At 42.1% G+C, this 15981-nt stretch carries 16 protein-coding genes; all 16 read right to left on the reverse strand.

Translation table 11 applies throughout. The annotated features are described in order from the left end of the window. Window positions 1-62 precede the first annotated feature (62 nt). Complete coding sequence (locus tag I7804_RS12465) at window positions 63-1148, reverse strand: protein-glutamate methylesterase/protein-glutamine glutaminase (RefSeq protein ID WP_022752849.1); 1086 nt, start codon at window positions 1146-1148, stop codon at window positions 63-65. Between the two features lie 119 nt (window positions 1149-1267). Beyond that, window positions 1268-1984 (reverse strand): flagellar brake protein, encoded by a 717-nt coding sequence (locus I7804_RS12470; protein WP_248403736.1) that lies wholly within the window; start codon window positions 1982-1984, stop codon window positions 1268-1270. A 1-nt stretch (window position 1985) separates the two neighbouring features. Next, window positions 1986-2918: a MinD/ParA family protein gene (locus I7804_RS12475; protein WP_034489919.1), complete on the reverse strand. Its 933-nt coding sequence runs from the start codon at window positions 2916-2918 to the stop codon at window positions 1986-1988. Between the two features lie 45 nt (window positions 2919-2963). Next, window positions 2964-4370 carry a flagellar biosynthesis protein FlhF gene (gene flhF / locus I7804_RS12480; protein WP_248403737.1) on the reverse strand — a complete coding sequence of 469 codons (1407 nt, stop codon included), beginning with the start codon at window positions 4368-4370 and terminating at the stop codon, window positions 2964-2966. 70 nt (window positions 4371-4440) lie between these two features. Further along, window positions 4441-6498: a flagellar biosynthesis protein FlhA gene (gene flhA, locus I7804_RS12485; RefSeq protein ID WP_248403738.1), complete on the reverse strand. Its 2058-nt coding sequence runs from the start codon at window positions 6496-6498 to the stop codon at window positions 4441-4443. 212 nt (window positions 6499-6710) lie between these two features. Continuing rightward, the gene (flhB, locus tag I7804_RS12490; protein WP_248403739.1) at window positions 6711-7829 is read right to left on the reverse strand and encodes a flagellar biosynthesis protein FlhB; all 1119 of its coding nucleotides are present in this window, start codon (window positions 7827-7829) and stop codon (window positions 6711-6713) included. Next, entirely contained in the window at window positions 7813-8595 is a 783-nt protein-coding gene (locus I7804_RS12495) for a flagellar biosynthetic protein FliR (RefSeq protein ID WP_248403740.1), read from the reverse strand. The genes flhB and I7804_RS12495 overlap by 17 nt, the downstream gene beginning before the upstream one ends. Window positions 8596-8679: 84 nt before the next feature. After that, window positions 8680-8949: a flagellar biosynthesis protein FliQ gene (gene fliQ, locus I7804_RS12500; RefSeq protein WP_092042751.1), complete on the reverse strand. Its 270-nt coding sequence runs from the start codon at window positions 8947-8949 to the stop codon at window positions 8680-8682. Between the two features lie 199 nt (window positions 8950-9148). Beyond that, a complete protein-coding gene (fliP, locus tag I7804_RS12505; RefSeq protein WP_242952890.1) occupies window positions 9149-10090 on the reverse strand; it encodes a flagellar type III secretion system pore protein FliP in 942 nt (313 codons plus the stop codon). Window positions 10091-10133: 43 nt separating this feature from the next. Next, window positions 10134-10442, reverse strand: a complete 309-nt coding sequence (locus I7804_RS19415) for a flagellar biosynthetic protein FliO (protein ID WP_420314866.1) — start codon at window positions 10440-10442, stop codon at window positions 10134-10136. Between the two features lie 34 nt (window positions 10443-10476). After that, the gene (locus tag I7804_RS12510) at window positions 10477-10839 is read right to left on the reverse strand and encodes a response regulator (RefSeq protein ID WP_022752859.1); all 363 of its coding nucleotides are present in this window, start codon (window positions 10837-10839) and stop codon (window positions 10477-10479) included. Window positions 10840-10965: 126 nt separating this feature from the next. After that, the gene (gene fliY, locus I7804_RS12515) at window positions 10966-12186 is read right to left on the reverse strand and encodes a flagellar motor switch phosphatase FliY (RefSeq protein ID WP_027204201.1); all 1221 of its coding nucleotides are present in this window, start codon (window positions 12184-12186) and stop codon (window positions 10966-10968) included. A gap of 3 nt (window positions 12187-12189) precedes the next feature. Continuing rightward, window positions 12190-13170 carry a flagellar motor switch protein FliM gene (gene fliM, locus I7804_RS12520; protein ID WP_022752861.1) on the reverse strand — a complete coding sequence of 327 codons (981 nt, stop codon included), beginning with the start codon at window positions 13168-13170 and terminating at the stop codon, window positions 12190-12192. Between the two features lie 24 nt (window positions 13171-13194). Continuing rightward, window positions 13195-13734 carry a flagellar basal body-associated FliL family protein gene (locus I7804_RS12525; RefSeq protein ID WP_022752862.1) on the reverse strand — a complete coding sequence of 180 codons (540 nt, stop codon included), beginning with the start codon at window positions 13732-13734 and terminating at the stop codon, window positions 13195-13197. A 121-nt stretch (window positions 13735-13855) separates the two neighbouring features. Beyond that, window positions 13856-14746 carry an OmpA/MotB family protein gene (locus I7804_RS12530; RefSeq protein WP_248403741.1) on the reverse strand — a complete coding sequence of 297 codons (891 nt, stop codon included), beginning with the start codon at window positions 14744-14746 and terminating at the stop codon, window positions 13856-13858. Then, complete coding sequence (locus I7804_RS12535) at window positions 14746-15540, reverse strand: motility protein A (RefSeq protein ID WP_022752864.1); 795 nt, start codon at window positions 15538-15540, stop codon at window positions 14746-14748. The genes I7804_RS12530 and I7804_RS12535 overlap by 1 nt, the downstream gene beginning before the upstream one ends. Window positions 15541-15981 lie beyond the last annotated feature (441 nt).

The raw sequence follows: 15981 nt of genomic DNA on the forward strand, positions 1-15981 counted from the left end.
TTTTTATTACCCTCCTTGAAGAGTCATCAATGGAATGAAGGCGTGTTCCAAAGATACAGCCCTTAGGTCACACCAACATTCATTACTATTTCCTGTGCAATCTTATCCAGCGATACTACCTGATTAGAAAGTCCGGCAGTAGCTACAGCTCTTGGCATTCCGTAAACTGTACAGGATTCTTCATCCTGAGAGATAACATGCACTTTTTTACTTGCTTTAAGATTTTTAATGCCTTCAGTTCCATCAGCTCCCATGCCGGTCATGACTACGCATACAACTTCATCATAGGAAGAATTAGCAAGTGACTCGTACATGAAATTGGCACTTGGCTTAACACCTTCTCTTGTAGGTCCATCCTTAAAATGGATCACAAACTTGCCTGAAGCGTTCTTCTCAATATGCATATGTATACCGCCTTTGGCGATATATACGGTTCCTCTTTGCAGTTCATCGCCTTCTGCCGCCTCCTTGACATGGATCTCAGACAGAGAGTCAAGACGGGTGGCAAGTGAAGCTGTAAAGCCAACCGGCATATGCTGCACCAGAACAACAGGTGCTTTGAGATTTTTTGGAAGCTTAGGTATTACCGCCTGAAGAGCTCTTGGACCGCCTGTAGATGAAGCAATTGCGACGATCTTATTACCGGAAATACTTGAAGTGTTCTTCTGAACAGCCTGTATTATCTGCTTATCAATCTTTTTATCGGCGGGTTTGTCAGTTTTATTAACACTTACAATTGTGGGCAGTTTTGAAACGCTGACACTCCAAAGGGTTGTGAGGAATTCCTTGGTGAAATCCTCTCCCTTGCAGGCCGAAGCTCTATCCGGCTTATGAACGAAGTCTATCGCTCCAAGATCCAGCGCATCCATTGTGACCTTGGCGCCTTCTACAGTATCAGTGCTGGCCATCATAGTGCGAATTCTGATCTTTTCTTCGTTCAATTTCTTAAGAAGCTCGATGCCGTTCATCTTGGGCATGTTAACATCAAGAACCATGACATCATATGTATTCGACTTCTTCAGCATTTCAAGTGCCTCGACACCGTCTCTGGCAGTCGCTTCCACATGAAACTTCGAATCTGAATTAATGATATCACTGAGTACGCTTCTCATAAGTGCAGAGTCATCAACCAGAAAAATTTTTTTCATATTTTCGCCTACTTTCTGTCATCATTACGTTTATAGTTACCCGCCGTAACAAGGGAATGTATTCCCACGTTATAGGACATAACTGGTGAATGTCCAGAAGTACATGGATGTACTTCTATTCACATTCTACGCATCATTTTACGTTCTTCTTCGAAGATGTAATGAATTATATCTTCTCTATCATCCTCATCTATATTGGTATACTTCACTCTGTGTTCAAAACTCCCCTGCTTGTTCTCAAGTTCTCTTGTCTTAAGTATCTGTCCTATGATCCTGTAATCCTTAAGAACACCTTTTTGAGGAAGCTGATAACATATGTACAGCCTGGTATTCTCGTCCATCCTTTCAGATGCTATAAATCTGATACCACCGCCGCTTATATCAACGATCATACCCTTAGCCATAGGAAGGTCTCCATCTATTGAGAAAAAAGGACTGTCCTTAATAGCTTCATCCTCTTCTTCCGAAAGGCTCCTGAATTTAAAATTAATAGCACAACTGAATCTGTAATATTCTCTTCGCTGGAGCTTGGAAAGCGGACTTGTAAGTTCCAGTGTCAGAATATACATATTGTTGGACCTGTATCTGTCCTCAACTCTGCCAGTGCACTGAAACAGCCCCTTGTCTGAGTAGAACACGATGTTATAGATACCATCTACAGGAAGAAGCTGAAGCTGTCCCTTCTCCATAGGCATCATGACATCTATCCTCTCTTCGGATATGATATCGTATATCTTGCTGGCATAAGATTTTCTATCACCACTGTTGTCACTATAACCACTTGAATATGTCTGAAGTTCTATTCTGTTTCCCGGTATGATGTAATCAGATAGCATGTCATCCTTTCGTGCCGCTCACGGCCTCGGCTGTGGTAGATTCAAGTTTTCTGCTCTTAATGATATGTGAAAAGAAAGCTGCCATACCTCTTGGCTGTACCTCCGGCTCAGTGCCCAAAGCCCCGCTCAGATTTCTGGCAATACTTTCAAATGATCTAACCGACTTTGCATTCGGAAAAGCAATCGACACAGGCGATTGCTGCATAACAGCATTAGATAGCTGCTGGTCCTGCGGAATAGAGCCAAGATAAGTCAAAGGAAGCTTTAAGTACCTGTTGGAAACCGCACTAAGCTTATGGTAGAGCTGCTGGCCCTCTGCCTCGGATCCGACTCTGTTCGAGACCGTTTTGATAACAGTATCTTCCCTACTAAATCTGGGATGGTGATTAAGCGCTTTAAGAAGTGAGTAGGAATCAGTGATGGATGTTGGTTCCGGAGTAGTCACCAGTATAATCTCGCCGCTTGCAACCAGAAATTCCAGAACAGCATCAGAGATACCTGCTCCCGTATCTACAATTATTGTATCGGCTATTGCATCCAGTTCCGCAAGATTAACTATTATATAAACAAGATAATCTCTTGAAAGATTATACATACCCGATATCCCGGAACCTCCGGAGATAAAGCCTACGCCCATAGGTCCCCAGGTTATGATCTCTTTAATATTTTTGCCCTGATATATAAGATCGCACAGATTATGTTTAGGAACAGTCCCGAACATGATCTCGATATTGGCAAGCCCGAAATCTGCATCAAGGATTATGACCCTCTGTCCCATCTTTCGAAACTGAATGGCCAGATTGATAGCAACGTTACTCTTGCCAACACCGCCTTTGCCGCTGGTTACGGTTATAACCCTGGCAAGAGGCCTGTTGGATCTTGACGAATTTGCATTTTTTATAATATTCCTAAGCTGAGTAGCCTGATCCTGCATACACAATCCCCCAGATACCTGACCGCCTAAATCCTCATTTTATGATCACAGCGTGCCTTTGCCTCCCAGAAGGCTCTTAACAACCCTCTGCGCGTCAAATACCGCAATATCATCAGGAACATTCTGACCATTTGTGATATAAGACATGGGAGCACCGGTATGAAGCCTTATATTGTAGAGATTGCCAACCGCACCGGTTTCATCCATTTTGGTAAAAATAAGCTTGTAGTCAAAATCCTCTTTATACGCATCCACGATCTCTAAAAGATCACGGTACTTGGTAGATGCGCTCATAACAAGGAAGGTATCCGTATCCATCTTTTCTTTAAGTGCATCCACAAATTTGCCCACTTCACTCTTTTGCTCATCATTGTGAATAGAATGTCCTGCTGTATCCACCATGATATAATCCATATCCTGAAAATCATCAGCAGCCTTCCTTATATCCTCTACGCTATAGATGACTCTGAATGGAATCTCCAGAATAGAAGCATAGGTTCGAAGCTGCTCTGCAGCAGCAATCCTGTATGTATCAACTGTTATAAGTGCAACTTTCTTGTGAGCTGTTACAGACAGGTTAGATGCAAGCTTGGCAATAGTAGTAGTCTTGCCTACGCCTGTTGGTCCTATAAATATTTCAGCCTTGACGCCATTTTCAGAAGGAGTGATCTCTTCAGGCTTACCAAACTTAAGTATCATCTTCTGATACACATTGCTAAGAAAGTATTCAAGCGGTATACCCGGCCTTGCAAATCTGTGAGCTTCATCAGTAAGCTCATTAACATAGCGCTCGTCAACTTCATTCTCGATCATAGTGTTATATAAGAGCTTGATAAAAGACAAAGTCTCATCCGGAATAGGATCATCCTTGGAATTTACATTAGTACTATTGTTAGAAGACGCATTCGTGCTTTCTTTATGTTCCAAAGCGTCTTTAGAAGACCCGGCATCCTTTTGCGGACGCACAATATTCTGTTCAAGAAGTGAATGAAGAGAGTCAAGCTTTTCTTCAATAACTGAATTGGAAGATGGAACAGTGACTCCTGCCCTTTCAAGGACAACCGAAGAAGCCGTGGCATTCTCTGCTGCAACGGCATTGGAAGTAGCAAGTTTTAACGAATCGGCCCCAGCGACTTTAAGAGGCGGAAGTATACCAGACTGGGCTGCCTTGACAAGTTTTTTATTAATGTCTACAGGCTCTTCCACGGCTGCAGTATCCTTGTCCTTATCAGGCGTTATCTGACTCTTTTTAGGGCGCACTATCCTATCAGACAGATCGGGTTCTTCTTCAAGAGCAACCGTCACCTCTGTTTTGGGCTTTTGAAGAAAAGACCAAAAGCCAACTCTTCGCACAGGTCTGACATTCATCACTACTATCCCTGTACCAAGTTCATCTCTTGCCTGCTGCGTGGCATCTTCTTCTGTTTTACCAACAAACTTCTTGATGATCATAGGCCTCTTTTCCTAATGTCAATCATTTATAATCCCTGTATCCAAAGTTCTTAATTGTTGTTGAAAAAACTTATGCCGTTACCATTCCAACCGACTGAAGCTCAACATCACTCTCTACCTCGTTATAAGATATAACGATCAGATCTTTGTAAGCATCTTCAGTCATCTTCTTAAAATACATCCTTACGATAGGTGAAGTCATAACTATAGGACTTCTGCCATTGTCTTCTAGCTTCTTAGCCTGAGTTACAACACTCTTAAGTATCGCCCTTGTCCTTTCCGGATCAAGAGTCAGATAAGCACCAGTCTCTGTCTGTTTGACAGATCCCATGATCTCCTGCTCCACCTTGGGATCAAGAGTCACAACGCTTGTAGTCTCACCTGATATGAAATACTTATTGGATATAGCTCTCTTGAGGCTCTGACGTACATATTCAGTAAGTATGTCCGTATCATGAGTACTGGGTGCATAGTCTGCAAGTGTCTCAAAAATGGTTACAAGATCTCTTATTGATATACCTTCAGAAAGAAGATTCTGAAGTACCTTCTCTATCTCACCAAGGCTCATAAGCTTGGGTACAAGTTCATCAACAAGAGCAGAATTGTTCTCTTTAAGGTTATTGACAAGATTCTGTACATCCTGTCTTGTAAGAAGTTCTGCTATATGCTCTCTTATTACTTCAGTAAGGTGTGTTGCGATTATAGACGGCGGATCAACTACAGTGTAGCCCATTGATTCAGCCCTCTCTCTCTGGCTCTCAGTGATCCATATAGCAGGCAGATGGAAAGAAGGTTCGAAAGTGGGTATACCTGTGATCTCCTCTTCTACATGTCCCGGATTCATGGCCATATAATGATCGAACAGAATCTCGCCCTCACTTATCTGTATACCTTTTATTTTAATAATATACTGGTTAGGATTGAGCTGGATGTTATCACGAAGACGTATGATAGGAACTACAGTTCCAAGTTCAAGAGCTATCTGACGCCTTATCATAACAACTCTGTCTAAAAGGTCTCCGCCCTGATTGACATCAGCAAGGGGGATGATACCATAACCAAACTCAAGCTCAATAGGATCTACCTGAAGGAGCGAATTGACATTCTCAGGCTGCCTTATCTCTTCTGCCTCCGTCTCTTCCTCCTGAGCTGCAGCCTCTTCTGTAGATGCCTCCTCAACCCTTTGCTGCATCATCCTTGCACCGAATATATACACAGCGCCTATAGCCACATATATAACAGGTGGAAGTGGTGAAAAAAGTCCAAGGAATGCTACTACAGCGCCTACAAGGTACATAACCTTAGGAAGTCCGAAAACCTGTTTGATAAGAGTATGTCCAAAGTCAGACTCTCCGGCGCCCTTGGTTACAAGAACACCTGTTGCAAGGGATGTACAAAGTGAAGGGATTGAAGATACAAGACCATCACCTATAGTTAATATCGTGTACTTGTCAACAGCTTCATTCATGGGAAGCCCCTGTCTTAGAACTCCCATAAGGATACCACCTACGATGTTGACAGCTGTGATGATAAGGCCTGCAGCAGCATCTCCCTTTACGTACTTGGAAGCACCGTCCATGTTACCAAAAAAGGTAGCTTCCTGCTGTATATGATCACGTCTTCTCTTAGCTTCCTTGTCATCTATAACACCCGTATTAAGATCGGCGTCGATAGCCATCTGCTTACCGGGCATAGCATCAAGTGTAAATCTTGCAGTAACTTCAGATACACGTTCAGAACCTTTGTTGATAACTACGAACTGAACGATTATAAGGATAAAATATACGATAATACCAATAATAAGATCGCCGGCACCAACGAACTGACCGAATACTTCGATAACTTTGCCGGGATCACCTGTGGTAAGTATAAGTCTTGTAGATGAAACGTTAAGAGCTATTCTAAATACCGTGGTACATAGAAGCATCGTAGGGTAGAAACTCATATCCAGAGCTTCCTTGACATACATGGCATTAAACAAAATAGCAAATGCTATAGACAGATCGACTGCAAGGAGAAGATCCATAAGCCATGCGGGTATAGGGATGATGAGCATGATAAGAGCAGATACTACGTAAAGTGCAACGCCGTAGTCAAATACCAGCTCAGTGAACTTCTTACGATTCATAAGCATCCCCCTTTCCCTACCACTCTATAAGAAGGATATCCATCATAGAATGGTCGAAAAATGCACTAACCCTAACACCTTAATGATATTTTATCAAAGAATCTCCGTAATTTCATCACTTTTTATAAAAATATGTACGATTTTTTGTATAATTCTTGAGATTGAGCATCTTGTGCCAGCCAAACATATGTTTGGAAAGTTTGAGTTTACTATTATATTTTGCCCTGAAGCTTGTAGACATATGCCAGTACTTCCGCTACAGCCTTGTAGAGCTCCGGGGGGATGAATTCGCCTATCTCAACATTGGCATAGAGCATTCTCGCAAGGGGCTTATCTTCTACTATCTCAATATGGTTTTCTTTGGCAGCTTCTTTTATCTTCATAGCTACATAGTCGGCACCTTTGGCGATGACTTTGGGAGCAGGGTCCTCATCCTGATTATATACAAGAGCTACCGCATAATGAGTCGGGTTAGTGATGACAACGTCCGCTTTGGGTAGTTCTTTCATCATACGGCGCTGGGATGCTTCTCTCATCTTCTGCTTCTGTTTGGACTTGACCTGAGGATCACCTTCTGTATCCTTATACTCATCCTTAACTTCCTGCTTGGTCATCTTCATGTCTTCACGGAATTTATGCTTTTGGTATATAAAATCTGCCGCAGCGATAATGATATATACAAAAGCGCAGCGAAGTCCAAGATCTATGATTATATCTCCCATAAGGGCAATCCCCTGACGAAGAGGCATATCATAGAGCAGGAACAGTGACTCATTTCTCCCTGTCAAGGTCACATATACGACTATAGATATAAGACCTATCTTCATAAGGGATTTAACCAGATTAAACAATGACTGAACCGAGAAGATACGCTTGATACCGTTTAGAGGGTTGAGCTTACTGAACTTGGGTTTCATAGGCTCTGTTGTTATCTTGAAGCCGAACTGAACTATATTGCAGATAAGAGCAAGAACAAAGCCCGCGATAAGATACGGAAGCACCGTAATAAGAGCTATTATTATGATCTTAACAAAAAGGGAATCAAAGGTAGCTTTAGGAATATATCCATCCACCATCACGATAGTGTCTGGAATATTGCCATAGATATCATTAAAAAGGAATACAAAATTAGTTCCAAGATATTCTTTATAAATACTTAGTATGATAAAAAAGGCAAAAAGGTCCGCTGCGACGGTTATCTCCTGACTCTTGGCAACCTGACCTTTTTTTCTTGCATCATTTAATCGTTTACCGGTAGCTTCTTCAGTCTTCTCACCGCCAGGACCTTCTTTGGCAAAAAACTGAAGATCATATCTAAGGCGTAAGTCCATAAGCGAACTCCTGGATCAGTATTTTCATCTGATCGAATACAAAATCAGATGCAATCGATAACATAGAGCTTGTAAGAAACAAAATTCCAAGTCCCACTAATATCTTGAGCTGCATACCTACAGCGAACATGTTGAGCTGAGGTGATACCTTGGCAAGGATACCAAGGACTATATTCATGGTAAAAGATACTATAAACACAGGAAGTGTGATCCTAAAGCCTATGACCATGTAATCTTTCATGAATTCAAGCATAGTTCTTAAAAGGAAATGCATCTGGAAGTCGGCTCCGTTTACAGGGATTATGGTAAAAGAGTCTGCAAGTGCCTTTATAAGATATCTGTACATACCGCTTATTATAAGCATTATCATGAGCATCTGCTGGTACATCGCTCCTGTTATTGTCACGTTGGTATTGGTGGTAGGATCCATGATAGATACCATGGAAAGACCTGTCATCATGTCTATGATCTGTCCTGCAAAGCTTCCTATCTGCATACAGATAAGTGCCGCAAAGGCAAGTATTGCTCCTGACAAAACTTCTTTTATGACTATGAAGGCATAACCATATACTGTGGAATAATTAAGGCCTGCTCTTGGGGCTACGTCATAGAGGACTATGGCGATAAAGAGCGAAAAGGCAACTTTGTATCTTGCAGGGATTCCTCTTGCTGAGAAAAAAGGCGCAACAAATACAAACGCAGATACGCGCACGAGGATCAAAAGAAAATATTCAAGATCTCCATAAGTAAAGGTTACGTCTATCATGGGCTTTGAGTTATAAGTTTAAAGGTGATTGATTCATACTTGCCAAGGTACTTGAATCAATGATTCAAGGAGTGGCCGCGCTAATTAGTGAATATAAAGAGAGAAGTCAGACCAGAGTTTGGTCATAAAGTCTGATATTTGAGTACCCATGTAACTTCCTAGGAAAATCAAACAGCCAAAGGCAACTAGGAGTTTAGGCACGAAAGTCAGCGTCTGTTCTTGGATCGATGTAACCGTCTGGAATATTGAGATTATTAGACCCATGATAAGGGAAGCCAGGAGCATTGGGCCTCCGACTTTGATAACTAAGAATAGTGCATCTCTTATGATCTGATTAACAACTCCGGCATCCATAGGCGCCTCCGTGAATTTGCATCTGTAATAAAGCGTTTTCGTTCAAGAAAACATACATTTTTGAATCAAAGATTCAAAAATGCAGTAAATAGGCCAATTGAAAATGCCTTCGGCATTGGGCCTATTTACCAACCGATTCATTGAATCACGAAACACGCAGTAAATGCGTGTTTCTGTAATTTATGTTCAAGAAAACATACTAATAGAAAGTTTTAACCAGGCTTCCTATTATCAGGTTCCAGCCGTCGGCTAGGACGAATAGCAGGATTTTAAAAGGCATTGAGATCGTAGTTGGTGGCAGCATCATCATACCCATTGACATGAGTACTGAAGCTACTACCATATCTATCACTATAAATGGAATGTAGATAAGAAAGCCTATGATGAATCCTGTTCTTAATTCACTTATCATAAATGATGGAACCAGAACTGTTGTAGGTATGTCATCTAAGGTACCGTCCCATTCATCGCCGCTTATCTCCATGAACATGACTACGTCCTTACGCTGGGTCTGAGGATACATGAACTCTCTTATGGGTTTCATGGCACTGTCTAGTAGTTCCTGCTGTGTTAATTCGCCATTTTCAAAGGGGACGTATGCTTCATTATATACTCTTAGTATAGTCGGCTGCATGATAAAGAATGTCAGAAACAAAGCCAGTCCTATTATTACCATGTTAGGAGGGGCTGTCTGTGTATTAAGTGCTGTTCGGGTAAAGTGAAGAACCAGGATGATCCTCGTAAAAGAGGTCATCATGATGATAAAAGAAGGCAGCAGCGCAAGTAAAGTAAGTGTTATGAAAATGCGCAGTGCACCATTAATTTCGCCGTTACCGTTGTCATAAGTAACAGTGACATAGTTGGCTATATTAAGTTCCGATAGATCTTCTGCCGTTTGAGCCGTGCCGGGTTCTGTGATATTGGTACGTTCATCGTCAGTACCTGTAAGATGATAATCCGGTTCTATTGTAGGGTCAGTATCCGTGGTGTCGTCAACGTAAACCGTTCCGGCCTCGGTCGCATAAGATACTATTGGAATAGCAAAGAAAAGAAAGGCCACCATACCCGCAAATGCTACGGTGCTGATGACAGCCGTAGAATAAAGCCGGCGTATGTTGTCCTTTCCCTTAGGATTTCTCATATTCCGCTTATTCCCCCGCTATCGCGATATTATCGGCGATATATTATCGCTGCAAACCCTGTTTAATTTTGTCCATGACATCTCTGAAGGAATTCATAGAAGTCTCCTCCTGCGAAATCGCTTCCACGTCCTCGGATGAAAGCTCGCAGAGTTTTTCTATGGAATCCTTGCTCACAGCTATTGCCACATACTTTTGGCCAATACGTATTATCTGTACATATTGGCTCGGGCTAAGGCGCATAACTTCAACAGATTCAATGTTGGTATTCACAGAATGATTTTTCTGATATCCAGCAATAAATCTGGTGGTAAAATATGTCAGCACCAGTATAACTATGAATAGAAATATCACAGTCAAAAACTGAGCAAATGCTGTAAGATCCAACTTATCCTATAACCTTCTTGACAGCCTCGAGAACGCGGTCTGCCTGGAAAGGCTTAACAATAAAGTCACGAGCGCCTGACTGTATAGCTTCAACAACCATGGCCTGCTGACCCATTGCTGAACACATGATAACTACCGCCTTAGGATCACCTTCTTTGATCTTCTTCAAAGCCTGTATTCCATCCATCTCAGGCATAGTGATATCCATAAGCACAAGATCCGGATGAAGCTCGTTGTACTTCTCAACAGCCTTAGCTCCATTCTCTGCTTCGCCTGCGACATTGTAGCCATTTTTTGTAAGAATATCCTTGATCATCATTCTCATAAATGCTGCGTCATCACAAACTAACACATTTTTTGCCATCGCTCATTCTCCATTTCTTTACGTAAGTTTTTTGTTGTCAGTATTATGTTAATCGCAATCTGCGTTGAATATATCGGACAGATTTGCAAATAACTTTACATCTTTAATAAATGATACAAAACCCTTTTACTTAATTATCTCAGTGACTCTTACACCAAAGCTTTCATCGATTACAACTACTTCGCCTTTGGCTACGTACTTGCCGTTTACAAGTACGTCAACGGGTTCACCTGCGACTTTGTCAAGCTCTATGATCGTACCCGGTGCAAAATCAAGGATATCGGATATAGGTTTGTGAGTACGTCCAAGCTCTACTGTGACTTCCAAAGGAACATCTTTGATAAGCGTGATGTTCTCTCCGCCTGCGATAAGCTGCCCGTCCGGTGAGAAGTTTTGGAAGGATGCCGGCTGCACGTTCATGTTCTGCATAGGCATCATCTGCGGCTGCATCATCATCGGCTGCTGCATCATCATGGGTTGTCCCATCATAGGCTGACCCATCATTGGCTGTCCCATCATCTGGGACTGATCCATAGAAGGCGCTGCAGCTTCTGGTCCGGGTGCTGCCGGAGCCGGTGAAGGTGCCGGCGCAGGAGCCGGTTCTCCTGGTGGTGGGAGCTGATCCTCTTTAGTGCTTGTAATAAAAGTATCGTACAAACTCTTCGCAAAGTCAACGGGATACAGTTGCATAATTGACGAATCTACGAGATCACCAATCTGCATCTTAAAGGTAATCCTTACGAAAGTACCCCTTAAAAATTCAGCAATCTCACCGGGATCCGTATCCATTGCTGCAAGGAGTGTTGCCTGCGGAGGTGAGATATCAACTTTCTGGTCGATCATAGATGAAAGAGCGGTCGCAGCAGCACCCATCATCTGGTTCATAGCTTCAGAAATAGCGGACAGCTGCAACTCTCCGATCTCTCCATCCTGAATATTAGTACCGTCACCACCCATCATAAGATCTGTAATGACCATAACATCATGTTCTTTTAATATCATGATGTTACTTCCATCAAGACCTATAGTGTACTTGATCTGTACGAATACACATGGCCTTTCATAATCCGCCATGAGTCTGTCCCAGTTACAAAGTGTAACTCTGGGGGTTGTGATATTAACCTTCTGGTTAACGAGTGAGAACAGTGTTGTCGCGGAAGAACCCATACTGATATTGGCAACTTCACCAACCGCATCTTTCTCGACATCAGTAAGAAGGGATTCATCAATCTCACTACTCATAGCGCCACCTCCGGCCGGTGCACTGTCACCGGAATCCGCACCACCGGATGTATCCATCCCTTCCAAGAGGGCGTTGATCTCATCCTGAGAGAGTGTTCCGTCCATCTTTTATTCCTCCTCTCTTATCACCGACGTAACCCTAACCGCATACTTTTTTTCCGAAGTACCGGGAAGTGCCGTAAATTTATCAATATCTCCCACATATACATGCATTTCCTGAGTTACTTTGGAATCAAGTCTTATAATATCGCCAAGCTGCAACTGTACAAAGTCGCTGACAGATACCTGGCACTTTCCAAGTACAGCTTTGACAGGAACATCGATTCTCCTGACAAGTGATTCAAGGAATTCAGAATCATTCTCTTCATTATGCCTTTGCATACTGGAGAACCAGTACTTGGTATTGAGACGATCCATTACACTTTCCAGTGTAAAAAAAGGAAGACAGAAGTTCATAAGTCCTTCCACATCGCCTATTTTCATATTCAGTGTTACAATAGCGATCATATCAGTAGGTGATATGACCTGGGCAAACTGAGGATTGGTCTCTATTCTGTCAAGAATAGGATCGATATTAACAACGTTCTCCCATGGTTCAACAAGCTGCTGGACACAGATAGTTACCATCTTCTCTATAAGCGGCATCTCTATATCTGTAAAAGGCCTGGGTCTGTCAAGAGCAGTTCCCTCACCTCCCAGCATTCTGTCTATAAAAGCAAATCCGATATTGGACTGGACTTCTACTATTATCTGACCCTGCAGAGGATTAAAATTAACTATTCCAAGGATTACAGGGTTTGAAAGAGCATTGGAAAACTCGGAGAAAGTAACTGTTTCTGAGTTCTCTACTGTGATCTGTACATTTTTTCTAAGATAAAGAGGCATAGTTGTAGCAAGGAGTCTTCCGTAGTGCTCGAAGATGATCTCAAGAGTCCTAAGATGCTCTTTAGAGAACTTCGCAGGGCGTCTGAAATCATAGTCCTTGACCTTCTTCTCATCGGCCTTGGACATCTCCTCTACATCAAGTTCACCCGTTGACAGCGCCGCCAGCAGGTTATCTATCTCATTTTGGCTAAGGACATCACTCATATAATTCTCCCATAAGTCCCTATGTTACATCTTAACCGGCAAGAACGAACTAAAGCTTATGTCATAAATAAATGCTGAACCAAAATAATCCTGAACCTTATCAAGAATCTCTCTCTCTATGGCAGCCTGATTATCTGAGATATTGTCATAGTTGTACTGGGATACAACTTCGTTGGCTATAGATTTGATCTTGGATGTGGCACCTGCAAGGCTTTCACTGGATCCAAGAGTTGCATAATCAGAATTCACCGTATCCATGGATATGTTAAGAGAGCACTGAAGGATCGCAGCCTGACCGCTATCTGTCTTAGCAAGAGATATCTGAATGTCTGTGATCTCGAAGTTGGCTGTCTCTGCAGCTGTGATATCAGATGCCTGTCTTGCAAATCCGGAACTGGTACCGGCTCCGCCGCCAGCTTCAAGTTCAAGAGCTGCTGCAATATCTGATATTACTGTAGCTGTCTTCTGGTTGGTCTGCATAACTGACAGCATTACTATTCCGGTTAATACTGTATTGATCACAAGAAGAGCCAGAATAATGATCGCCAGCATATTCCTTTTCATATTTACCTCCAAACTCCTGGAAATAAGCTCTTAGCTACTAATGTTACAGGCTCTGGGGAAGTCATTTTTCAAAGAAAAATGACTTCTCGGATTTAAAATCCCCCTTGGGGATTTTAACATCCTAGTATTGAGCACTAAGTGGGTTGTAGATCCTTATCTCTACACGTCTGTTCTTGGCCCTGCCTTCTGCGGTGGTATTGTCCGCAACCGGCTGATACTCACCTCTTCCGGAGTGCTTGATATTGGCAGGATCAAGGTCTGTTACATCGATAATATAATAAAAAACGGCAAGTGCACGTGCATCCGACAATTCATCATTATTGGCAAACTGTGATGTATGAATAGGCACGTTATCTGTGTGACCTTCTATCTCTATAGTGCCGCCAGCGTAGCTTGAAAGCACGGCGCCAACTTTATCAAGAACAGGATATGCACTCTCCTGAACCTGTGCACTACCTGATGCAAAAAGGAGCGATCCATTAATAGTAAGCTGTACATACTGACTCGTATAATTTAGAACTACATCTGATATAACTTCCTCTTCTGTAAGCTCAGCCTTCTCGGAATCAGTCATTCCGGCCTGCAAAGCTTCTGTCACTTCCTTGGCAAGATTCTCTGAAGCTTCCATCTGAGCTGCTTCCAGCATAGCCTCTGCTTCAGATACATCGGGAGCTCCCACTGCGCTTTGATCTCCGGACGTGGCATCTGTCGGGTCCTGGGCATCACCTGATGCTGCTGCCCCCATAGAAGTAGTATATGCAGACAGAGAACTTAGCTGTGATACACCATCTCCTATCAGCGCTCCATCACCAAGAGCATTCTGGCCACCGGAGAAAATACCAAAAGCCGCACTAAAAGAAGCTGCAACTTCCTCATACTTGGCCGCATCCAAAGTTGACATTGAGAAAAGAAGCACGAAGAAACACAAAAGCAGATTCATAAGATCGCCAAATGTACCCTGCCAGGCAGGACATCCTTTTTTAGGCGGGGCTTCTTTTTTTGCTTTAGCCATTACTCACCTCCGCCACCGTTAGCTGCGTCGTAAGCTTCTCTTTCTGATGGAGTCATAAATGCCTTAAGCTTTTCTTCTGTAACTCTGGGGTTCTCGCCTGCCTGAATAGACAAGATTCCTTCTATCATAACCCCTTTATAAGTAAGTTCCTGATCATTATCGAATTTTAATTTTTCTGCTACAGGGAAACATATCCAGTTAGCAATTGCAGATCCGTAGAATGTAGTGATAAGAGCAACCGCCATGTTAGGCCCAAGTGATGATGCATCAGACATGTTATTGAGCATGTTAACAAGTCCTATAAGTGTACCGATCATACCCCAGGAAGGTCCCTGGCTGGCCCAGTCCTCAAAGAACTTGATATTCAGTTTATGTCTTGCATCAACCGCATCTATTTCTGCTTCCAGAATAGCTCTGACAAGTTCAGGCTCGGTACCGTCTGCTGTTAATAGGAGTCCCTTTTTAAGTAGAGGATCCTCGATACCGTTAGCCGCTTCTTCCAAAGCAAGAAGTCCTTCTTTTCTTGCAGTGTTGGACAAATCGACAATCTGTTTAACAAGACCTGACATATCAAGGCTTGGCATCTTGATAACGATTCCTACAGTCTTAAGTGCACCTATGGCACCAGGTAACGTATTGGTACCCAATGTAGCAAGAAGCGAACCTCCAATTGTAATAATTACTGATGGTATATCAATATAACTGGGAATTGTTTGAAGACCACCAGCAGTTGCAATTCCTATAAGAATGATAAATACACCGCCACCAAGCGCTGCTAATGTAGCTATATCCACGTTAAATCTCCTTTATCCAGGTTATTAACAATAGATAGACATGGTTCGTACAAACAACTGCTCGCAATAAATATTTATTATAAAAATATTATATCACGAAATATTGTACTTGTCTGTCAATTTTATACTAAAGATACAAATTTTTTTGCAATTTTTGGTACAATTTGAACCATTAGTCACTCGCTTTTCTCGCGACATTAGGTTAAAAATCTAATATACGGTCATTATCCTTTTTGAAAAAATACAAATGCCGGCAGATGCCGCCCTGGTAATAAGGGGCATCTGCTCGGTATAAATCTTATGATAAAAAACGAAATCTTATGATATAAATCGAAAACTTATGATATAAATCAAAATCTTATAATATAAATCAAAATCTTATGATATAAATCAAAATCTTATAATATAAATCAAAATCTTATGATATAAATCAAAATCTTA

Source organism: Butyrivibrio fibrisolvens, assembly GCF_023206215.1.
Lineage (GTDB): Bacteria > Bacillota > Clostridia > Lachnospirales > Lachnospiraceae > Butyrivibrio > Butyrivibrio fibrisolvens_C.